20 protein-coding genes, 1 tRNA gene and 1 other RNA gene are annotated in these 20,890 nt (G+C 64.4%); 11 read left to right on the forward strand and 11 right to left on the reverse strand.

Annotation, left to right across the window (positions count from 1 at the left end; genetic code table 11):
* Positions 1 to 44 precede the first annotated feature (44 nt).
* Both CH268_RS11005 and ffs read right to left on the reverse strand, forming a co-directional pair.
* Positions 45 to 1,331, reverse strand: a complete 1,287-nt coding sequence (locus CH268_RS11005) for an aminotransferase class I/II-fold pyridoxal phosphate-dependent enzyme (RefSeq protein WP_094663979.1) — start codon at positions 1,329 to 1,331, stop codon at positions 45 to 47.
* A 54-nt stretch (positions 1,332 to 1,385) separates the two neighbouring features.
* Positions 1,386 to 1,480, reverse strand: an RNA gene (gene ffs, locus CH268_RS11010) — signal recognition particle sRNA small type.
* Positions 1,481 to 1,575: 95 nt separating this feature from the next.
* Here ffs and CH268_RS11015 point away from each other — a divergent pair.
* A tRNA-Ser gene (locus CH268_RS11015) sits at positions 1,576 to 1,663 on the forward strand.
* 257 nt (positions 1,664 to 1,920) lie between these two features.
* On the opposite strand, the gene CH268_RS11020 is transcribed toward CH268_RS11015, so the two are convergent.
* Together CH268_RS11020 and CH268_RS11025 are read right to left on the reverse strand one after the other, a co-directional pair.
* Entirely contained in the window at positions 1,921 to 2,667 is a 747-nt protein-coding gene (locus tag CH268_RS11020; RefSeq protein WP_094663981.1) for a 3-hydroxybutyrate dehydrogenase, read from the reverse strand.
* On the reverse strand, positions 2,664 to 4,079 hold the full coding sequence (locus CH268_RS11025; protein WP_027494565.1) for an MFS transporter: 1,416 nt from the start codon (positions 4,077 to 4,079) through the stop codon (positions 2,664 to 2,666). Before CH268_RS11025 ends, CH268_RS11020 begins: the two co-directional genes overlap by 4 nt.
* A 139-nt stretch (positions 4,080 to 4,218) precedes the next feature.
* On the opposite strand from CH268_RS11025, the gene CH268_RS11030 reads away from it, so the two are divergent.
* Both CH268_RS11030 and CH268_RS11035 read left to right on the forward strand, forming a co-directional pair.
* Positions 4,219 to 5,127: a LysR family transcriptional regulator gene (locus CH268_RS11030; protein WP_094644222.1), complete on the forward strand. Its 909-nt coding sequence runs from the start codon at positions 4,219 to 4,221 to the stop codon at positions 5,125 to 5,127.
* 37 nt (positions 5,128 to 5,164) lie between these two features.
* A complete protein-coding gene (locus CH268_RS11035) occupies positions 5,165 to 5,887 on the forward strand; it encodes a mycothiol-dependent nitroreductase Rv2466c family protein (protein ID WP_094663983.1) in 723 nt (240 codons plus the stop codon).
* 13 nt (positions 5,888 to 5,900) lie between these two features.
* Here CH268_RS11035 and CH268_RS11040 read toward each other — a convergent pair whose 3' ends face one another.
* From CH268_RS11040 to CH268_RS11050, 3 genes are all read right to left on the reverse strand, one after another.
* Positions 5,901 to 6,518, reverse strand: coding sequence for a dihydrofolate reductase family protein (locus CH268_RS11040; protein WP_094663985.1), 618 nt, complete (start codon positions 6,516 to 6,518; stop codon positions 5,901 to 5,903).
* A 33-nt stretch (positions 6,519 to 6,551) separates the two neighbouring features.
* Positions 6,552 to 7,418 carry an alpha/beta fold hydrolase gene (locus CH268_RS11045; protein WP_094663987.1) on the reverse strand — a complete coding sequence of 289 codons (867 nt, stop codon included), beginning with the start codon at positions 7,416 to 7,418 and terminating at the stop codon, positions 6,552 to 6,554.
* Between the two features lie 147 nt (positions 7,419 to 7,565).
* A complete protein-coding gene (locus CH268_RS11050) occupies positions 7,566 to 8,156 on the reverse strand; it encodes a TetR/AcrR family transcriptional regulator (RefSeq protein WP_048316831.1) in 591 nt (196 codons plus the stop codon).
* Positions 8,157 to 8,243: 87 nt separating this feature from the next.
* Between CH268_RS11050 and CH268_RS11055 the strand changes: the two genes are divergently transcribed.
* Positions 8,244 to 8,678 carry a nuclear transport factor 2 family protein gene (locus CH268_RS11055; RefSeq protein WP_048316833.1) on the forward strand — a complete coding sequence of 145 codons (435 nt, stop codon included), beginning with the start codon at positions 8,244 to 8,246 and terminating at the stop codon, positions 8,676 to 8,678.
* Positions 8,675 to 9,526 carry an NAD(P)H-binding protein gene (locus tag CH268_RS11060; RefSeq protein ID WP_048316836.1) on the forward strand — a complete coding sequence of 284 codons (852 nt, stop codon included), beginning with the start codon at positions 8,675 to 8,677 and terminating at the stop codon, positions 9,524 to 9,526. The genes CH268_RS11055 and CH268_RS11060 overlap by 4 nt, the downstream gene beginning before the upstream one ends.
* A 67-nt stretch (positions 9,527 to 9,593) precedes the next feature.
* On the opposite strand, the gene CH268_RS11065 is transcribed toward CH268_RS11060, so the two are convergent.
* On the reverse strand, positions 9,594 to 10,244 hold the full coding sequence (locus CH268_RS11065) for a class I SAM-dependent methyltransferase (RefSeq protein ID WP_094664078.1): 651 nt from the start codon (positions 10,242 to 10,244) through the stop codon (positions 9,594 to 9,596).
* A gap of 36 nt (positions 10,245 to 10,280) precedes the next feature.
* Here CH268_RS11065 and CH268_RS11070 point away from each other — a divergent pair, with 36 nt between their 5' ends.
* On the forward strand, positions 10,281 to 11,744 hold the full coding sequence (locus CH268_RS11070) for a dihydrolipoyl dehydrogenase family protein (protein ID WP_094663989.1): 1,464 nt from the start codon (positions 10,281 to 10,283) through the stop codon (positions 11,742 to 11,744).
* Here the strand turns inward: CH268_RS11070 and CH268_RS11075 are convergent.
* A complete protein-coding gene (locus CH268_RS11075; protein WP_094663991.1) occupies positions 11,716 to 12,327 on the reverse strand; it encodes a CDP-alcohol phosphatidyltransferase family protein in 612 nt (203 codons plus the stop codon). The genes CH268_RS11070 and CH268_RS11075 overlap by 29 nt on opposite strands.
* Positions 12,324 to 12,992, reverse strand: a complete 669-nt coding sequence (locus CH268_RS11080; RefSeq protein ID WP_255182353.1) for a TVP38/TMEM64 family protein — start codon at positions 12,990 to 12,992, stop codon at positions 12,324 to 12,326. Before CH268_RS11080 ends, CH268_RS11075 begins: the two co-directional genes overlap by 4 nt.
* A gap of 145 nt (positions 12,993 to 13,137) precedes the next feature.
* Here CH268_RS11080 and CH268_RS11085 point away from each other — a divergent pair, with 145 nt between their 5' ends.
* Genes CH268_RS11085 through CH268_RS11100 form a run of 4 tightly spaced genes read left to right on the forward strand, consistent with a single transcriptional unit; the run spans position 13,138 to position 17,025 of the window.
* Positions 13,138 to 14,373: an ABC transporter substrate-binding protein gene (locus CH268_RS11085; protein ID WP_094663993.1), complete on the forward strand. Its 1,236-nt coding sequence runs from the start codon at positions 13,138 to 13,140 to the stop codon at positions 14,371 to 14,373.
* Positions 14,370 to 15,209 carry an ABC transporter permease gene (locus CH268_RS11090; protein WP_094663995.1) on the forward strand — a complete coding sequence of 280 codons (840 nt, stop codon included), beginning with the start codon at positions 14,370 to 14,372 and terminating at the stop codon, positions 15,207 to 15,209. The genes CH268_RS11085 and CH268_RS11090 overlap by 4 nt, the downstream gene beginning before the upstream one ends.
* Entirely contained in the window at positions 15,206 to 15,994 is a 789-nt protein-coding gene (locus CH268_RS11095) for an ABC transporter permease (RefSeq protein WP_255182354.1), read from the forward strand. Before CH268_RS11090 ends, CH268_RS11095 begins: the two co-directional genes overlap by 4 nt.
* Positions 15,991 to 17,025 (forward strand): ABC transporter ATP-binding protein, encoded by a 1,035-nt coding sequence (locus CH268_RS11100; protein WP_094663999.1) that lies wholly within the window; start codon positions 15,991 to 15,993, stop codon positions 17,023 to 17,025. Before CH268_RS11095 ends, CH268_RS11100 begins: the two co-directional genes overlap by 4 nt.
* 366 nt (positions 17,026 to 17,391) lie before the next feature.
* Here CH268_RS11100 and acnA read toward each other — a convergent pair whose 3' ends face one another.
* Positions 17,392 to 20,025, reverse strand: a complete 2,634-nt coding sequence (gene acnA / locus CH268_RS11105) for an aconitate hydratase AcnA (protein ID WP_094664001.1) — start codon at positions 20,023 to 20,025, stop codon at positions 17,392 to 17,394.
* Positions 20,026 to 20,123: 98 nt separating this feature from the next.
* On the opposite strand from acnA, the gene CH268_RS11110 reads away from it, so the two are divergent.
* The gene (locus CH268_RS11110; RefSeq protein WP_094664003.1) at positions 20,124 to 20,801 is read left to right on the forward strand and encodes a GntR family transcriptional regulator; all 678 of its coding nucleotides are present in this window, start codon (positions 20,124 to 20,126) and stop codon (positions 20,799 to 20,801) included.
* Positions 20,802 to 20,890 lie beyond the last annotated feature (89 nt).

Raw genomic sequence — 20,890 nt, forward strand, 5'->3', positions numbered from 1 at the left:
GAGTGGAAACGCGTAGCCTGCTACGAGTTTCCACTCACATGCGTTCAGCCTTCGAGCAGCTTTTCCGTCGCGGCCAGCAGAACGCAGGTCGCGACGCCGTCCATAGACTTCTCCAGCTCACCGAGCGACGGGAAGCTCGGGGCGAGGCGAATGTTCTTGTCTTGCGGATCTTTTCCGTACGGGAAGGCCGAGCCGGCGGCCGTCAGAGCGATTCCGGCATCCTTGGCCAGCGCGATCGACCGCGCGGCCGTGCCCTCGAGCACGTCGAGACTGATGAAGTAGCCGCCCTTGGGCTCGGTCCACGACGCGATCTTCGACGCACCGAGCCGGTCCTCGAGGATCTGCTGCACCAGCGCGAACTTGGGCTTCAGGATCTCGCGATGCTTGGCCATGTGAGCCCGCACCCCCTCGGCGTCACCGAAGAAACGCAGGTGCCGTAGCTGGTTGAGCTTGTCCGGGCCGATGCTCTTCTTACCGAGGTGCTTCTGATACCAGGCGAGGTTCTCCTCGGAACTGCCGAAGAAGCTGACGCCCGCACCGGCGAACGTGACCTTCGACGTCGAGGCGAACACGAACGCGCGATTGGGGAAACCGGCCTCCGCCGCCATCCCGATGACGTCGTAGGACGGCGCGAACTCGTCGGTCAGCGGATGCACCGCGTACGCGTTGTCCCAGAACAGACGGAAATCGGGTGCGGCTGCGGGCATCGTTGCCAGCGCGCGAACGACCTCTTCGGAGTAGACGGCACCGGTGGGATTGGCGTAGTTCGGCACCACCCACATGCCCTTGATCTGCGGATCCGACGCCACCAGGTTGGCGATCTCGTGCACGTCCGGTCCGTCGGGACCCATCGGCACCGTAATCATCTCGATGCCGAAGCTCTCGGTGATCGCGAAGTGACGGTCGTAGCCAGGGGCCGGGCACAGGAAGCGAACGTTCGGCTCAGCCGACCACGGGCGCGGCGAATCCGACAGCCCGTGCAGCAGAGCCCAGACCACCAGGTCCTGCATGATCTCGAGGCTGGCGTTGTTACCGGCCACCAGGTTCTTCACCGGGATGCCGAGCAGTTCACCGAAGATGGCACGCAATTCCGGCAGACCCGCGAGGCCACCGTAGTTGCGGCAATCGGTGCCGCTGCCGTCCTTGTAGTCCGCGCCGGGGAGCGTCAACAGATCAGCAGCGAGATCGAGCTGCTCGGGCGACGGCTTACCGCGGGTGAGATCCAGCTTCAGATTCTCGGCTTTGAGCTGCGTGTACTTCGCGCTCTGCCGCTCGTGCTCGGAGGCGAGCTCCTCATGGTTCATCAGACCCAACTGGGTTTGCGCTGGCATGCGGAGCGGCCTCTCGGTGACTGGGTTCCCCGGACAGTGTCTATGTCACTGAAATAAAGGGGACCCCGCGCACCCGGCAGAGCCCATTGACCCTTGCTGCCTTCCGGCCCTGGGGGAGTTCACAGGATGCGCGCCGCGCGGGATCCGTTAGGAAGTGTAGCCGCCTCCCGTCGGACAACGCATCACCACCCTTCGCGCCTCCCGATTTGGGAGATGGTGGGGGTAACCGGGTAAGCTCCCCCACGGAGGATTCGCCTAGTGGCCTATGGCGCTCGCCTGGAACGCGGGTTGGGTTAACGCCCTCAGGGGTTCAAATCCCCTATCCTCCGCCAGAGAAGCCCCCGTGACCTGTCACGGGGGCTTCTTGCTGTTCGGGGAGGGGTGCTCCGGTTCGCGCCCACCCGTCTCCCGATCAGCACACCCGTCTCCGGATCAATGGGCGTTCGAGTCCGTCTGAGTGCAACAAAGCCGCATTCATCCGGTGGGGTGCGGCGACCCGATCCGGATGAATGCGACTTTGTTGCAATCTGAGCGACTGAAACCCACATTGATCCCAAAGTGGGGGCGCAGCAGACGGGCGGCACCGAATCTAACGAGCCGACCAACCACCGTCCATGGTGTACGACGCCCCGGTGACCATGCCTGCGTTCTCCGAGCTCAACCACCCCACCAGTGAGGCGACTTCGGCGGGTTCGACGAGTCTCTTGATGGCGGCTTCGGTCAAGAGCACCTTCTCCAGCACCTCGTTCTCGGGAATCCCGTGCGCCTTGGCCTGATCGGCGATCTGTTTTTCCACCAGCGGTGTGCGGACGTATCCCGGGTTGACGCAGTTGCTCGTCACGCCGTGCGCGGCACCTTCGAGGGCTGTCACTTTCGACAGTCCTTCGAGTGCGTGTTTGGCGGTGACGTAGGCAACCTTGAATTCCGATGCCCGCAGTCCGTGCACCGACGACAGGTTGATCACCCGGCCGAACCGGCGGGCATACATCCCAGGCAACGCCGCACGAATCAGCAGGAACGGTGCCTCCACCATCAGCGTCTGAATGCGACGGAACGCGCCGGGGTCGAAATCGACGATCGGTGCCACCGTTTGGATACCCGCATTGTTGACGAGGATGTCGACGTCCAACCGAAGGTCGTCCAGCGCGGTGGTGTCGAGCAGATCGACCGACCACACCTCGCCTTCGAGCTCGGCCGCCAATTCCTTTGCTGCGACGTCGTTCACGTCGGCGATGGTGACGAGGGCACCGCGGCCGGCGAGCTCACGCGCGCACGCGGCCCCGATGCCGGACGCTCCCCCGGTGACGAGGGCGGAGCGTCCGGTCAGGTCGGTCACCGCTTTACACTCGGATCGAGCAGGCCGGCCTTCGCCAGCTCGGCCTCGGTGGCCAGGTTCTTGGCGTCGGCGATGTCGATGCTTTCGAGCGCCAATCCCTTTGTCTCCCTGGCTACGACGACGGCAACCACCGTGATCGCGCAGGCCACGGCCAGGTACACCGCGATGGGCACGGACGAGCCGTAGATGTCGAGCAGCTTCACGGCGATGATCGGGGCCAGCGAGCCGGCGACGATCGAGGTGACCTGATAGCCGAGGGACACACCGGAATACCGCATCCGCGTCGGGAACATCTCGGCCATGATGGCGGGCTGCGTGGCGTACATGAAAGCGTGGAACATCAGGCCGATGATGATGGCCAGCAGGATCACGACGTTGTGGCCGCTGTTCATCATCGGGAAGGCGAAGAAGCCCCACGTTGCCGCGGTGAGGGCACCGGCGAAGTAGACCGGACGGCGGCCGATGCGGTCGGCGAGCCTGCCCACCAACGGAATCGTGCAGAAGTGGATCGCGTGAGCGATGAGCATCCACCACAGGATCGTGCTGGTGTCGGTGCCGACCTCCACCTTGAGGTACGTGATGGAGAAGGTGACGACGAGGTAGTACATGACGTTCTCACCGAAGCGCAGGCCCATTGCGGTGAATACGCCACGCGGGTAACGCTTCACGACCTCGAAGACGCCGTACGACGCGGCCTTGATGACCTCGGCTTGCTTGTGTGCCTCGATGAAGATCGGCGCGTCGGAGACCTTGGTACGGATGTAGTAGCCGACGAAAACGATGACGGCAGAGAGCCAGAACGCGACGCGCCAGCCCCAGCTGAGGAAGGCTTCGTCGGACAGGGTTGTCGTCAGGACGAGCAGTGCGACGGTGGCAAGGAGGTTACCGGCGGGCACGCCTGCCTGCGGCCAGCTGGCCCAGAATCCGCGGCTCTTGTTCGGACTGTGTTCTGCGACAAGGAGAACCGCGCCGCCCCATTCGCCGCCGACGGCGAAGCCCTGAATGAATCGCAGGGTCACCAGCAGTGCCGGGGCCCAGTAGCCGATGGCCTCGAATGTCGGTAGGCAGCCCATGAGGAACGTGGCTCCGCCGACGAGGACGAGGCTGAACTGCAGCAGCTTCTTTCGGCCGTACTTGTCGCCGTAGTGCCCGAAGACGATGCCGCCCAGGGGTCGTGCGACGAAGCCGACGGCGTAGGTGACGAAGGCCGCGAGGATGGCGTCGAGCTCACTGGTTCCGGCCGCGAAGAAGATCTTGCTGAACACCAGTGTGGCGGCGGTTCCGTAGAGAAAGAACTCGTACCACTCGACGATGGTGCCGGCCATCGATGCTCCGACGACCTTCTTCAGGCCGGTGGGGGTGGCATCGGGGTCCGGCTCGGACCTTTCTGCCAGCGGTCGGTCGACGCTCATAGCTTCTCCTGTGTTGCTCGGCACTGCGTGCTCGTGTTTGTGACAGACCACACATGTAGCGGGGTTGGTCTGAGTATTGGTGCAGATCTTTTTCTGCGCAAGAGGCATGGACGCAGGTTCGATCTGCAAAACTGCACACATGACACGCGGTGACGGGAAGGTCCCCAGTGCCGACGACCTGCTGGTCCTGCTCGCCGTCAGTCGAACGGGACGCTACAGCTCCGCTGCCGACGACCTCGGTATAAACCACACGACCATCTCCCGACGCATCGCCGCACTCGAGGACACCCTCGGCGGACGGGTGCTCACCCGCGCCGGCGGAGGTTGGGAACTGACTCAACTGGGGCACGGCGCACTGGCCGCTGCCGAGGCCGTCGAGAATGCGCTGCAGACGCTGGTCTCGAGCGACGCGGGTGCGCTGAAGGGCGTCGTACGCATCTCGGCCACGGACGGTTTCAGTGCGTACATCGCAGCTCCTGCGGCAGCTCGCGTGCAACGCACCCACCCGCTGGTGTCGGTGGAGATCGTCGCGACCACCAGACGTGCGTCGAGGCAACGGTCCGGATTGGACATCGAGATCGTCGTCGGACAACCACAGGTGCATCGCGCGGAGGCCATCAGGCTCGGCGACTACGTGCTGGGTCTGTACGCGTCGCAGACCTACGTGGACGAGCACGGCACACCGCAGGTGCCGGCCGACCTCGCCGCCCATCCGTTCATCTACTTCATCGACTCGATGCTGCACGTCGACGATCTGGATCTGGCCCCCAACTTCACTCCGACGATGCGCGAATCGGTGACGTCGACCAACGTGTTCGTCCACGTCGAGGCCACACGAGCCTCGGCGGGCATCGGATTGTTGCCGTGTTTCATGGCCGACCGACACCCCGACCTGCAACGAATCCTGCCCGACGCCATCGCGGTGACCCTGACCTACTGGCTCGTCACCCGCACCGAAACTCTCAGACGACCCGAAGTGTCGGCGGTGATCGACGCAATTCGCGCGGTGGTCACCGAACAACGCTCGGCTCTGCTGGGTGAGAAATGAACGCACGGTACCTACGTCCGACTAGGAGAGTCCCCTGATGTCCGACATCGATTTCTATTTCGATCCGGTGTGCCCGTTCGCGTGGATGACCAGTAAATGGGTCCGCAAGGTTCAAGCCCAGCGCGATTACACCGTCGACTGGCGGTTCATCTCGCTTCGCCTGCTCAACTCCCACATCGACTACGACGCCCATTTCCCACCCGAGTACGAAGCCGGCCACACCGCGGGTCTGCGACTGTTGCGGGCCGCTGCCTCTGTTCGTCGTGAGCATGGGTCGGACGCTGTCGGGCAGCTGTATCAGGCCCTCGGAACGCACATCTTCGACACCGAGGCGGTGCCCGACGACGCTGCGAGCCACGGGCATCGCGGCACCGCGGCATTCCTCGGGCCGATCCTCGAGGAAGTCGGGCTGCCCACCCATCACACTGCAGCACTCGATGATTCGACGATCGACGACGAGATCCGGGCCGAAACCGATCATGCGCTGTCGCTGACCGGTAAGGACGTCGGCACACCCATCATCGCCTTCGAGCCGCCGGACGGTGTCGCGTTCTTCGGTCCGGTGATCAGCAGGCTCCCCAGCGACGACGAGGCAGTGCCACTGTGGGACAACGTGATCGGGCTCGCACGATTCCCTGGATTTGCCGAGATGAAGCGCAGCATGCGTGAACTCCCCCAGTTGAAGGCACTCGGGGTGACGGAGGACGAGGTTGGCGTCCAACAGGATTGGCACGGCGGGAGCCGACGGCAGAAGAAGTGAATTGCCCTCCGGTCTAGTCGGTCAGTACGTCGTCCATGTTGCCGACGCCCGGGGTCCCGGCGTCGAGGCCGTATCGCAGGTAGACGGTGCCCTTGCCGTCGACGGCTGGTGGCTCGAGCAGCGTCAGATTGCTGGGCACGGTGCCGTCGGCGAACACCTTCTTTCCGACTCCGAGAAGGATGGGATGCACCCATAGATCGAGTCGATCGAAGAGCTTCTCGCGCAACAGGGTCTGCACCAGATCGAGACTTCCGACCACCTTGATATTGTCGTGTCGATCTCGGATCTCACGCACGGCTCCGGCCAGGTCCGGTCCGAGCTGGGTCGAACCGTTCCACAGCAGATCGGGTGTGCCGCGCGAGGCCACGTACTTCGGGATGGTGTTGAACAACGTTGCGAACGAATCGTGTTGGTGTGGCCAGTACGCGGCGAAGATGTCGTAGGTGCGCCGCCCGAGCAGGAGCGCATCCGTGCCCTCGTAAGCGGCGGCGACCTGCGCCCCCGAAACCTGGTCGAGCAGAGGAGCCTGCCAGCCGCCGAAGGGAAAGTTCTCGGGGTCTTCCTCCGGGCTTCCGGGTGATTGCGCGACGAAGTCGAGGGTGGCGAACAGCTCCAACGTGATGAGGCCCATGATTGCTCCTGGTTCTGTAGGACGAAAGCTTCTTCAGCTCAATACTTTCCGTAGTGTTTCGGCAAATTCGGTCGGCTTTCCCGTCTGACCGAATTCGCCGCCGAGGAAGCCCGAGTGGCCGCCCGGAAAGACGATCGGCTCCGATCCGAGGAGCGCCGCAGTGGAATACGCTGCGCGAGCGGCGATATGACCGTCCTCGGGACCGCCGGATTCCTCGCCGACTCCGATCACAACCGCGGTGGGAGCAGCACGCACCGCATCGACGTCGGGTGCGAAATCGACCCCACCGCCGCGCATGTTGGCCATCAGGGCGTCGTCGCGGGTTCCGTCGTCCTCGGCCGAGAGGCCGAACTGCGCCGGGTCCGGTGCCGGGCGATCGAAGAACGTGTTGTCGATGGGGCCTGCGTGCATGAGCAACGCCATGAACTGGGCCATGGCCGGACCGCGGCCGTGAGCGTCGTATGCGGCCACCATGTTTGCGCACACGGTCGCGATGTTCTCGCGGTCCGGCAGGGTGCCTCCGGCGGGTGGTTCGTGGGCCACCAACGTCCGGACATCGGACGGGTATCTGCTGACGAGTACCAGCGCATTGACCGCACCCCCGCTCGAGGCGAACACATCCACAGGCCCATGGCCGACGGCGGTGAGCACTGCGTGCAGGTCGTCGGCATGCTGGCCGAAGGTGACCGCGGCCGTCGTGTCGTCTCGTCGACTGCGTCCCACGTTTCTCGGGTCGTACGTGACGACCACGCGGTCGCGGAAATGCGATGCCAACGTCCCGAATCCGCTCGCATCCATCGGTGAGCCGATGAGTACCAACGGGGTGACCCCGGGCTCGAGTTCGCCGATCACGTCGTACGTCAGGGTCGCACCGGGAACGGAAACTGTCTGTGTCGTCATGCTGGTGTGGACCTGGGTCTAAGCGAAAACTCACCGCCTAGTCGTAGAGAACCGCAGTGCCCGTCTGTCTCAACTTCTCCAGACCGTCTCGGAAACGCTGCAGGTACTCGGGCGAGCCCGGGACCAGAAATTCACCGGAGCCCAGGATCATGCGTTGCTGAACGCGCCGATCAGCGCGGTGGCGACCTCGTCGAGGTACGCCGAATCCACCGCGACTCCACGCACGGCAAAGCGCCAATAGACAGTGCCTGCAAGAAGATCGAGCGCCAGCTCGAGATCGAACCCGGCCGCCATCTCCCCGCGGTCGATCGCTCGCTCGAACACTCTGATCGCACGCTCACGTCGTGGAATTCCGATCAGCTCCATGTGCAACTGTGCCAGCCTCGGAGTCCGTGCCGATTCTGCGACGAGATCAGGAAAAATCCGGGCGAATCTCGGGTCTCCTATCCACTCCATCAGGTTGTCGAGCGTCGCGCGCAGGTCTCCGTACAGCGAGCCGGTGTCGGGAATCCGAGAAATGTCGACGCTGAACTCGGATAACACCGACACCACCATGTCAACTTTGGACGGCCAACGTCTATACAACGCACTCTTACCGACGCCCGCGCGCTTGGCGACGCCTTCCATCGACAGTCGCCCGAACCCGAGTTCGGCGAATTCATCGAGCACCGCTTCCGTGATCGCACGGGTCACATCCGGCTGAAACACCGCGGCACCCGTCGCCTTCCGTGGACTCATACGACCAACTGTAACAAATGGACGATACGGTACCGTCCAGTGTACGTTTGGATGAGACGCAACCGTATCGTCCACTGAAGGAGACCCATGAAACCCACCGACGTCGTCCACACCGCGTTGCAGCACTTGCAGGCGCACGACATGAGTGCGTTCGCCGACCTGTGGGCGGTCGACGGCGTCATCGTCTTTCCTTTTGCAGCAGCGGGATACCCGCGCCGCGTTGAAGGTCGCGCCGCAATTCACGAATACATGCGTGGATATCCCGAAATTCTCGACATACGGACAATCACGTCACCGACGATCCATGAAACCGCCGACGCGGAGGTAGTCGTGGTCGAGTTCGAGGCTGCCGGCGTCGTCCCTGCGACAGGTAAGCCGTACGAACTCGCATACATCGCTGTCATCACCGTGCGCGACGGCGCAATCACCACGTACAAGGACTATTGGAGTCCACTCGCCGCCGCGGAAGCCCTCGGTTCGGTCGACGACGTCACAGCGGCCTTCGCGGGTGACCGCGCATGAGCGACGTCCTGGTTCTCGGCTCGACGGGAACGACCGGAAGCCGGGTTACTCAGCTTCTCCACGAGCGAGGGGCGCAGTATCGAGCGGCGTCTCGTACACCCACGTCCGCAGACCAGATCGAATTCGACTGGCTCGACCACGGTACCCATGCAGCTGCATTGGACGGCGTCCGAGCGGTCTATCTCGTTGCGCCCGTCGGTGTAGCCGATCCACTACCTCTCGTTCGAAAATTTCTGAAACAGGCTCTGCAACAAGGTGTTCGACGCGTCGTCGCGCTGAGCTCGTCCGCACTCGATCGTGGTGCGCCCGGACTCGGCAAGATTCACGACGCGGTGGCGACCGAGATACCCGAATGGGCAGTCCTTCGACCGAGCTGGTTCATGCAGAACTTCCGCGGCAGCAGCGCTCTCGCGGCAGGAGTCAGTGCGGGCGAGACCGTATCCGCAACCGGGGACGGACGGATCGGCTTCGTCGATGCGGGCGACATCGCCGCCGTCGCCGTGCACGCACTGCTGGACGAGCAGTCGCACAACACCGACCACATCATCACTGGACCCGAGGCGCTCAGTTACTCCGACGCGGCGCGAATCATCGCCAACCACACCGGAAAACCTCTGCGCCACAAATCGATCTCCGTCGACGAGTTGGCACAGCTACACATCGACGGCGGCCTCCCTCCCGAGTACGCGCCGATCCTGGCGGCGCTGGATGCGGCCATCGCAACGGGCTCCGAGGATCGCGTCACCGATGTCGTCGCACGCATCGCCGGCAGAGCGCCGCGTAGCTTCGAGCACTTCGTCGCGGGAACATTCCCACCCTTCGGCCGCAGCCCGGGTCGTCGGCCATGAGCACGGTCCGAGCTGTAGCGCAGCCTGCGTCAGCTACCCAACTGAACGCAACGCAGGCGAGCGACGTTCATGAATTCGGCTCTGCGGGGCGGGAGCCGACAGTCCCGACGCGAACCTGGATGTGGCCGCCGCGAACAGCGCGAGTCGACAGATCCCGCAGCAATGGAGTCATCGCCGTCCACGGATGAGCCTCTACATCCGACCCTCCGAGTCGACACGCAAGTTTGGCGAGCGGGGTCCATGCAGCTGCCCGGCCTACAGGCCGCTGCATGTCGACGACGGCCACGACGCCGCCCACCCGCGTAGCCGAGATCATCGATTCGAGCGCCGCCTGCCATGGCGTCATCAACGACAGCGCGTAGGTGCTCAGGGCCGCATCGAACGGGGCCTGCTCCCCCAGATCGGCGGACGTCAGGGCGGTGGCGTCGGCGGGGATCAATGTGACATTCATCCACCCCGCGCGGGCAGCTCGAAGTCGCGCCTGTTCGAGCATCTGCGGGCTGGCGTCGATTCCGGTGATCGAGCCGGTCGGGCCGATCATCCGCTGCAACCCGGCGAAGTTCAGCCCCGTCCCGCAGCCGAGGTCCAGAACATGGCTCCCCACAGGCAGATTCATCAGCTCAAAAGCCGCGTCCCGTCCGGCTCGATACACCGGCCATTCGGCGGAGATCACGTCGTAAAGGCGCGCCGAGAAGGTGTACTTGGTCGGTCGTCTCATCTCGGGTCTCTCCAAGGCGCGGGCATAGTGGGAGGTATGGGAATTCGTCGTTCGTCTTCGAGTGTGCCCGAGAACCGCGCCGACGTGGTCGTGGTGGGCGGCGGTACCGCCGGCATCGTGGCAGCGAACACCGCGGCCGGCTTCGGCGTTCGCGTCGTGTTGATCGAACGGGACCGCACCGGCGGCGACTGCCTCTGGACCGGATGCGTGCCGTCGAAGGCCCTGCTCGCGGCGGCCTCGGTGGCACAGACGGTTCGATCCGCGTCCCGGTTCGGCATCGTCACCCAGCCACCGCGCGTGGATTTCGCGCGCGTGATGCAGCACGTGCACGGGTCCATCGCCGAGATCGCGCCGATCGATTCACCGGAGGCACTCACTGCGGCCGGGGTCGACGTCATCAGCGGTGACGCCGTGTTCACCGGTCCGAACACGGTGAATGTCGGCACGCGGATTCTGCATTTCGGTCAGGCGATCGTGACCACCGGCGCGCATCCCACAGTGCCGGCGATCGACGGCATCGAGCACGTGGACTACCTGACCAGCGACACCCTGTGGGAACAGGCGGACTTGCCGCAGCGACTGCTGATCGTCGGTGCCGGGTCGGTGGGTTGCGAAATGGCGCAAGCATTCTCGCGTCTCGGATCCGACGTCACCCTTGTCGGACGGTCGGCCACGATCCTGCCTCGGGAGCACCCTGAGGCCTCGTCGATCCTGACGCAGGCCCTGACCGACGAGGGTGTGCGCGTCCTGACCTCCACCGCCGTCGTACGCATCGACGACGGTTCGGCCACCACCGACACGGGCGTCGAGATCGCTTTCGATCGGGTGCTCGTCGCCACCGGGCGGACCCCACGAACCGCTTCGCTCGGGTTGGACAGGGCCGGTGTGGAAGTGGACGACGACGGATTCGTGCGGGTCGACGAGCATCTGCGGACCACCAACCCACGCATCTGGGCAGCCGGAGATCTCACCGGCCATCCGCAGTTCACCCACACTGCCGGTGTGCACGGCAGTCTGGCCGCGAGCAATGCGGCACTGGGCCTGAACCGAAAGGTGAGTACGACGGGAACCCCGCGGGTGACGTTCACCGATCCCGAGATCGCCTCGGCCGGAATCGATGTGCGGACTGCGCGTCAGCGTGGTCTGCGGCTGCAGATCCTCGACCACCACCACGTCGATCGCGCCGTCACCGAAAGAGCAACGAACGGATCGACGACGCTCGTGCTCGACGCCAAGCGTCGCATCGTCGGGGCCTGCGTGGTGGGTCCGCGGGCGGGCGAGACGATCGGGGAGCTGATCATCGCCATCGAACAGGGTCTGCGTACCCGCGATGTCGCCGGAGCCACGCACCCGTATCCGACGTACAACGACGGGCCGTGGAACGCGGCGATCGCGGACGTGAAGGCGCAGTTGGGTTCTCCGGTAATTTCCCGAGCAACGGCCGCACTGGCGAAGGTCCGGGGCAGGTGGATCAGGAGAGGGCGCGATACCCGGCGATGATCCGCTGGGTGGAGCTCACAGCGACCACCGCCGCCCACACCACGGCGATCTGCCAGGAGATACCCGGCAGCAGCAACCAGAGACTGTGCACCGCAATGGTTTCGGCACCCTCGGTCAGGCCCCCGAGGAACGACAGCGAGCGGCCGTCGTCGATGGTGCGACCGGTGCGTTCGGCAATCGAGGAGAACGCAAGAAATGCGGTGCCGTTGATGTAGTACGCCAACAGCACCAGCAGGAACGGCCACCAGGGGGCGTCGTACGCGGCCGAGGCACCGACCGCAACGCCCACCACGGTCGTTCCGTAGACCACGAAATCAGCGGTGATGTCGAAGAATCCGCCGGCACCGCCCGTAGTGGAACGCCTACGCGCGAGAGGCCCGTCCAGCCCGTCGGCGATTCGGGAGACGATCCACAACACCAACGCGAGCAACCAGAATTGCAGGCCCGCGGCCAGTGCGCTACCCAGGCCCAATACGAGTCCTGCGGCGGTGATGCGGTCGGGTGTGATCGCGGGGCGGTCGAGTGCGCGGGCACAGCGATCGAGTGGGCCTTCGAGGTGTCGGCGCAGAAAGCTGTCGATCATTCGGCTGCACCGGTGAGTCCCAGACGGCGTGCCAACAGGGCCGAGCCGGCCGCGATCGCCAGCACCGCGAGCAGTGCGATGGCGAACGGCCACGACAGCGGTGAGGTTCCGTAGGCACCGAGCGCGGTGTAGGCGACGGTCGCGGGCACGATGCCGATCATGGTGCCCACCACGTAGTCACGTTGCCCCACGGCACTGACTCCGGCCGCGTAGTTGACCAGGGAGAACGGCAGCGGCACCAGTCGCACGAGCAGTACTGACAGCAGTCCCCGTCGCCCGAGCATGGCGTCGAGCCGGCGAAGCCTGTCCCATTCGGTGCGGGCCACCTGTCCACGGCCGAGCGCCCGCGCTCCCCAGTACCCGAGATATGCCCCCGCGGTGGCAGCGAACACCACGACGGTCGCGCCCACCGCCAACCCGAACAGCAGTCCCGACGCGATGGTCAACGTGCTGGCGGGGAACGGGGTAGCCGACAGGACGGCATAGAGCACGACGAACAACGCGATGCCCCAGGGCCCGGCCGACGCCACGCGATCGCGGATGAACGACGGATCGGGAAGATCGACGGTGCTCAGCACGATCACCACAGCGATGACGATCACGGCAGCCGCGAGCAATTTCAGGGTCGTGCCGCGGCGACTACGCGTCGGGCGGTCCTGCGTCACGGTGTGTGCCTCTCGTCCGACGGTTCACGATCCATTGTGCACACGGCCGGTCTGCCCGCGTGTTCAGCGGTTGTCGCATTCGACCGATTACGGTGGTGAGGGCAGCGTCGACGACGGCTGCTTCGGTTGATCTGGAGGCCCCCGGGTGATTCGTTCAGTACGGTGCGCAGTGGCGATTGCGGCGAGCGCAGGGCTGCTGCTTACCTCCTGTGCTGCGCCGGATTCGGAAGCACCGATTGCCGAGGCGCAGTCGTGGAGCGAGATCGAACAGCAGGCGCAAGGACAGACCGTCTCGCTGTGGATGTACGGCGGCGACGAGCAGGGCAATGCCTACGTCGACGACGTGCTCACCCCCGCGGCCGCCGCGGAGGGCGTCACATTGCGTCGCGTGCCGGTGGAATCGACGACCGATGCCGTCAATCGCATCCTGTCCGAGCGGCAGGCCGGGGTCACCGACGGCGAGGTGGACCTGGTGTGGGTCAACGGCGCAAACTTCGGCACCGGTAAGCAGGCCGGCGCGTGGCTGTGCGGGTGGACGCAGAATCTGCCGAACATGGAACTGACCGATCCCGAGGATCCGCTGTTGCGCGACGACTTCGGCACCCCGGTCGAGAACTGTGAATCACCCTGGCACAAAGCTCAATTCACCCTGGTCTACAACGCAGCAGCCATCCCCGATCCGCCGACGACATTCGACGGCGTGCTCGACTGGGCGCGGGCGAACCCGGGCCGCTTCACCTACCCCGCTCCCCCGGACTTCACCGGTTCGGTGTTCGTGCGTGAAGCCTTGATCAACGCCTCCGGCGGTGTCGACGAGGTTCCCGCTCAGTTCGATCAGGACTCCTACGACCGACTCGCCCCGGCATTGTTCGATCGATTGAACGAGCTCGCCCCGTCACTGTGGCGCGAGGGAACGACGTATCCGCAGTCCTCCTCCGAGCTCGACGCCCTCTACGCCGGTGGCCAGGTCGACATGACCATGACGTACGGCCCCGCGACCCTCCCGAAACTCGTCGCCGACGGCACCTTCCCACCGGAGACCCGCGTCCTGACTCTCGACGAGGGAACCGTCGGGAATGCGAGTTTCCTTGCCATTCCGTCGACATCGGGGAAGTCGGCCGCGGCGCAGGTGGTTGCCAATCTCGCGTTGTCGCCCGAGCAGCAACTCGCGAAGGCGACGCCGGACGTGTGGGGCCAGTTCACTGCGTTGGACATCGCGCGTCTGACCCCGGAGGAGCGGGCGCAGTTCGAGCAGCTCCCGTCCTCGCCGGTGGTTCCTTCGTACGAGGCGATCTCGGCGAACGCGCACCCGGAGCTGTCCGCGGAGTGGGTCAGCCCGCTCGACGAGGGATGGCGTCGAAGCGTGCTCGCCGGTCAGTGAGCGCGTCCACGAGGAGCTTTCGCGGCACAGCGGCGGTCCTCCCCGCCGTCGTCTTGGTCGTTCTCGTCGTCGGCGGCGGCCTGGGAACCGTGGTGCTGCAGAGCCTGGGTCTGATGCCGTTGGTCGGAACCCCCGAACTATCGGTCGACGCGTACTCCGCGCTGGGCGGTGATCTGTGGCGCTCGGTGGTGCTGACCCTGTCGATTGCCATCGTCTCGACGGCGTTGGCCACGGTGATCGGGCTTGCCGCGGCACTGACGGCCTTGTCGGGGGGACGCGCCGCGTTGGCCGCTGCGGGGTTGACCGTCACGGTTCCCCACCTGATCGGCGCGGCGGCGATGGCATTGCTGTTGGCAGATTCAGGGATGCTGCCGCGCATTCTCGGCATGACCGACGGCGGTTGGCCGGAGTTGGTCGGTGGGAAGTGGTGGATCGCCGTTGTCGCTGAATACGCCTGGAAGGAATCGGCTTTCGTAGCCGTTGTCGTGGCCGGGACTCTCGCCACCCGAGTAGCCGCGTTCGACGAGACAGCGGCGACTTTGGGCGCAGGCCGGTGGGCTCGGCTGCGACTGGTCACGCTGCCGTTGGCTCGGCCCGCACTGATCGCGTCGGCGGCCATCGCGTTCGCCTACACCGTCGGCTCGTACGAGGTGGCCCGCATTCTGGGTCGACCGTATCCGGAGCCGTTGTCGGTCATGGCAATTCGTCTGTTCACCTCGATCGATCTTCAGACGCGTCCGCAGGCAGCCGCTGCCGCGACGATCGCCACTGCGCTGACGGTGGTCGTGGCTGCGGTAGCCCTGCACTATCTGCGCAGATCGGCAGCGTGGAAATGAACAGGGTGGAAGTGAACAAGGTTCTTCCCGCTGTCGGCAGGTCCGTTCTGGTCCTGTGGTTCCTGCTGCCGCTGATTCCGGTTGTCCTGTGGGCCATCAGCAATCGCTGGTCGTTTCCTGGTTCGGTTCCCCAGGAGTGGGGATTCGACGGCGTTCGGAGTGCTCTCGACGCCGGAGGACTCGATGCGTTCGTGCGCTCGACCCTGCTCGCTCTCGCCGTCGCCGCCATCGCAACACCAGTGGGCGCGCTGGCCGCTCGCGCCCTCGTGAACGGTACTGTGCGTTTCCCCGCTTTGGTGGCCGGCGTTCTCTTCGCACCACTGGCCCTGCCCCCGTTTGCCGTGGCGTTGGGACTCGATGTTCTGGTGCTGCGCTCGCGCATTCCGAGCACGGTGGCAGTGATTGCGTTGCTGACGGTCGCGGCGATTCCGTACACGACGTACCTGATGCGAGTGGCGTTCGGCGCGTACGACATCGGCTACGAGGAGGAGGCTCGCACTCTCGGTGCGCCGAGTGCCATAGTTCTGCGACGGATTCGCATTCCACTGTTGGCTCCGGCGTTGGCGGGGGCTGCGTTGCTCGCGTTCCTCGTGGCGTGGAGCGACTACGTGATCACTCTGTTGATCGGTGGAGGCAGACTGGTCACTGTGCCCATTCTCGTCGCCTCGTTCGCCGCAGGTACCGGTAATGATTCGGTGGTGGCTGCATTGTCGGTGGCCGCCGTAGTGCCGCCGTTGTTGTTGGTACTCATGCTCGCTCGGTTGCGTCGTAGGAGTGCACGATGAGCGTCGAACTGTCCGTTCACGGACTCACGAAGGTCCATGCCGGTCAATCGGTTGTGGCACTCGACTCACTCGATCTCACCGTGTCACCGGGATCCTGCACGGCGATTCTCGGACCCTCGGGTTCGGGAAAGAGCACTGCGCTGCGCCTCATCGCCGGTCTTGATTCACCCAGTGCCGGCACGGTGCGCATCGACGGCCACGAGGTGAACGACGTTGCGGCCGAGAACCGCGGCGTCGGAATGGTGTTCCAGCGTCCGATGTTGTTCCCGCACATGTCGGTACTGGACAACATCGGCTTCGCCTACCGCGCTGCCGGGGAGAGTCGCAAGCGGTCGCGCGAACGTGCCCAGGAGTACCTCGATCTGGTGCATCTCGATGACATCGGGGGCCGAGCAGTGTCCGAGGTGTCGGGCGGGCAGGCCCAGCGGGTGGCGTTGGCGCGTTCACTTGCGGGCTCCCCGCGAGTGTTGTTGTTGGACGAGCCCTTCAGTGCTCTGGACCCGGTGTTGCGCACCGAGATGCACGACCTCGTCCGCGAACTGCGTTCGACGTTGGATCAAACTCTGCTGCTCGTCACCCACGATCAACAAGAAGCGGCGGTGCTGGCCGATTCGGTGGCGGTGCTCATCGACGGCCGATTGGAGCATCACTCCGATATCGCAACCGCCTACACGCAGCCGAGCACGCTGGCGGTGTCGCGCCTGATGGGTGGGATGAACGAAATCGAGGGACAGTGGGATGGGGTTGGGATGCATCACTCCGAGCTCGGGGAGCTGGAGGTGGACGGGGTTGCAGGGCTTCCGGCAGGGCCGGCCGTGTTGCTGCTGCGACATGAGCTGATCACTTTGGATCACAACGGAATTCGTGGGGTCGTGTCGGGTATACGGCCCACCGGTTTTCGCAGCATCGCCGATGTAACCGTGGGGTCGGCGATGCTGAAGGTCGAGTTGGCGGCGGGATCTTCGGTGCGGATCGGGGATGCGGTGGGATTACGGATTCCGGGTGGGGCGAAGTTTGTTGTTGGACCTTGACGACCGCGGTCGTAATGGCTGGCAGACCCGCTGCGTCGGGTTCCGACGCTAAGGATCTCCCCCACGCCCATCAAAACGGCAGTTTCCGCACCGTCGAGAAGCGTTGACGTGAGGCGCGCCCTCTGGCCGGCTTCTATGTAAAGCCACGCTCTGCAAAATACCGGCTTCTGAACGGCGATCGGATCACTCTGGTGGGTACCGCCGGACGGTCTGATGATGTGGCGACGCGGGGTGTGCAGTAGAAAAACGGCCCGTGCGGTGTGCGCGCCACCCGGTTCCATATCGGCGCCGTTCCACCTGGACTCATTCGTTCGTAAGTCACGGTTTCGGGCGACCGGGTTGTTCATCGGCAGCATGCCGGTAGCTCTAGGCCATCGTTGTCTTGGGTACGCGGTTCGTAACCCGATCGAGAATCGTGGGTATCACTCCACCGCGCTGTAGAAGTTGTTCGTCTTGTTCCGTCTCGGCGGCGATGTCGGTTTCGAACTCGAGTGTCGTTCCGGCGATACGCCGCAGTGTGACCCGCGCTTTGCGGGTATGAAGCGTTTGCGGAGATGCATCGATCTCGATCACGTCACCGGGCGCGCACCGCGCCAATGCATCGGCGGCGTCGGCCGGAACGATCAACGGAAGGACGCCGACTCCGATCAAGTTCGATCGGTGAATACGCTCGAAGCTGCGAGCCAGCACTGCCCTTACACCGAGCAGACGGACCACTTTTGCGGCCCAGTCGCGTGAAGATCCCATCCCGTACCGTTCGCCGGCGATAATGACCAGGGAGGTTTCTTCGTCGGCGTATCGCAGGGCAGCGTTCATCAGCGGCATCAGATCCCCACTCGGTGCGTGCACAGTATGTGCAATAGGCCCATCCGGTGCGAGCGCGTTACGCACGTTTCGGTTGTGAAACGCACCGCGCAGCATCAGTTCCCAGTTCCCCCGGCGTGAGGCGAACACGTTGAGATCATCGCGGGGAACACCTCGTTCGACGAGGTAGTTCGCGGCTGCGCTGTTCTTCGGAATAGCACTGGCAGGAGAGATGTGGTCTGTGGTGATGTCGTCACCGAGAACCATCAGCGGGTGCGCGGTGAACTTACCGAGGACGCTGTCTGCGAACTGTGCCTGCGCGAACGGTGACGGCCGCAGTGCGGTCGAGGAGGGGTCCCACGGGAACAGTGGACCGGAGGGAGCGGCGATGGCATCCCAGAGTGTGTTCGACGCCGCCGCGGCGAAGTCGTCGATGACGTCATGAGGACGGCGCGCACGGGCAAGTATACGGTCGATTTCGGCAGTCTCGGGCCAGATATCCTTCAGAAGAACAGGATTGCCGCTGGTGTCGTGACCGAGCGGCTCGGTGGTCAGGTCGATCGAGGCGTCACCGGCCAGTGCGTAGGCGATGACCAGGGGTGGGGACATCAATAGGCCCAATTCGAGATCGGGGTGTACTCGTCCGGGGAAGTTCCGATTGCCCGACAGGACTGCCACCGGCATACGACTTCCGTTCTCGACCGCGCGCGTAGTGTCATCGAGCAGACCGCCGGAGTTGCCGATGCATGTTGCGCACCCGTATCCGACAATGTCGAACCCGACCGAGGTGAGATCGTCGATCAGGCCTGCGCGTTCGAGAATGCTTGCTGCGGAGGGTGATCCAGGTGCCAGCGATGTCTTGACCCAGGCCGGCGTGGTGAGTCCCAGGAGCCGCGCTTTGCGCGCCAGCAGGCCGGCGGCGATCAGTAGCCGTGGGTCGGATGTGTTCGTGCAACTGGTGATCGAGGCGATGGCGATCGGAAAATCGGGGAGAGGCCCACCGTCGTCTACAGGTGGCGCTCCAGCGCGGGTGATCGCATCGCTCGCTGCAGAGAGCGGCAGCAGATCCTGTGGTCGGCGCGGTCCAGCAACAGATGTGTCGATGAGCGAGAGATCGACAACGATCGATCGTGTGTACTCGGGGACCGCGTCGGGGTCGAACCACAAACCTGAACGACGGATGGCGGTTTCGACGAGTTTGCAGTGCTGCTCGGTTCGTCCTGTTGCGGTCAGGTAGTCGATCGTGTGGCCATCGACTGGGAAGTAGCCGGTGGTTGCGCCGTATTCGGGAGCCATGTTCGCCACGACAGCGCGGTCGCCGACGGTCAACGTAGCGACCCCGGGTCCGTAGAATTCGACGAACTCTCCGGTCACGCCTATCTCTCGGAGTCGGTGCGTGATGGTCAGTGCGAGGTCGGTTGCCATGACTCCGGCAGGCATTGCACCGGTCAAGTGGACTCCGACGACGTCGGGGATCTGCAATGTAGTGGGCATTCCGAACATCACCGATTGGGCTTCGAGTCCTCCGATCCCCCATGCCAGTACCCCGAGGCCGTTGATCATCGGAGTGTGACTGTCCGTTCCGAGCATCATGTCCGGCATCGCCCACAGGGCACCATCTCGGTGTTCTACGGTCACCACGGTGGCGAGTTGCTCGAGGTTGATGGTGTGCATGATGCCGGTGCCCGGCCGGTTGATATGTACGGTGTGCATTGCGTTCGACGCCCAGGAGAGGAACCGATACCGCTCGCTGTTTCGGCGCATGTCGTGGCGGAGGTTGATCGCTGCGGCGTCGGGAGCGGCGAACGCTTCGACTGCGAGGGAGTGATCGATCGACACCTCGACAGGGAGGACCGGGGTCAAGGCCGACGGGTCTCCACCGCGGGAGGCGACGACGTCGCGCATTGCGGCAATATCGACCAAGGCGGGGGTGCTGGTGGTGTCGTGCATCATCAAGCGGCCCGGCAGGAACGGGATCTCTGCGGTGCTCGATCGGGTATCGAGCCAGGCTCTCAGGTCGGCGAGTGCGCACACGGCGACGTCGTGTGATGCGGTTCTGAGTACGTTTTCTGCAAGCAGTCGTAGCACCACCGGCCACCGCCGATACACCTCGGATCCGACCGTGGCTTCGACGTCGACGACCGTCAGCGCCCGGCCGTCGGCATCGGTCACACGGGCGGTGGCGAAGGAGTTCATACAACCACTATAGGTTATAACCTGCACGCTGCATCTGCGGTGTTAGAATTCGACGGCAAAGCCAGCTGTTACACACCGCGTCGACGACGGGCCGCCGGATGAGTTTTCCTGATACCGCATTCACCAAGAACGACTATGCGTATGCGCAGTTGCGAACCCGCATTCTGACCGGAGTGCTCGAAGCGGGATCGGTCATCGGTCAGGCCAAACTCGCAGCCGAACTCGGAGTGAGCACGACACCGCTACGCGAAGCCATCCGGAGACTGGCCGCCGAGGGGATGATCGACCTCGAAGCACACCGCGATGCGCGGGTGACGTCGGTCTCGGTCGATGAAGCGCGCCACCTCTACCAGGTCAGAGAGAGCCTCGACCCACTCGCGACATCGTTGGCAGCGCAGAACCGAACGAATTCCGACATCGCCAAGATCGAATTCGCGCTGAGTCGACTGGAACCGATCACCGATGCGGATGATCTCGACGCCCTACTGCGACACCGTGAATTCCACCGGGCCGTCTACCGGGCATCTGCAAATCCCGTGCTGATCGACATCCTCGAGCGGCTGTGGGACAAGGCCGACCGGTACCGGTTGATCGGACTTCGGCACGGCGGTGATTCCACGCGCGATCGCGCGAGGGTGGAGAGCGAACATACGGCAATCTACGAAGCGGTGGCCGCGGGACATGCCGACGCAGCAGCAGCGGTCATGACCGAGCATATTCGTCGCAGCTTGGGTCGACGCGCCATCGTCGCTCTCGGGGACACCTCCTCGACGTAAACCTCGGCTGATCCGGTGACATAGGCACGTATGTGGTCACCAGCAAGTTCGATCGCAAACTGTGCTGGACATCACTGGTCATAGGTTAT

Source organism: Rhodococcus sp. 06-1460-1B (assembly GCF_002258475.1).
GTDB lineage: Bacteria > Actinomycetota > Actinomycetes > Mycobacteriales > Mycobacteriaceae > Rhodococcoides > Rhodococcoides fascians.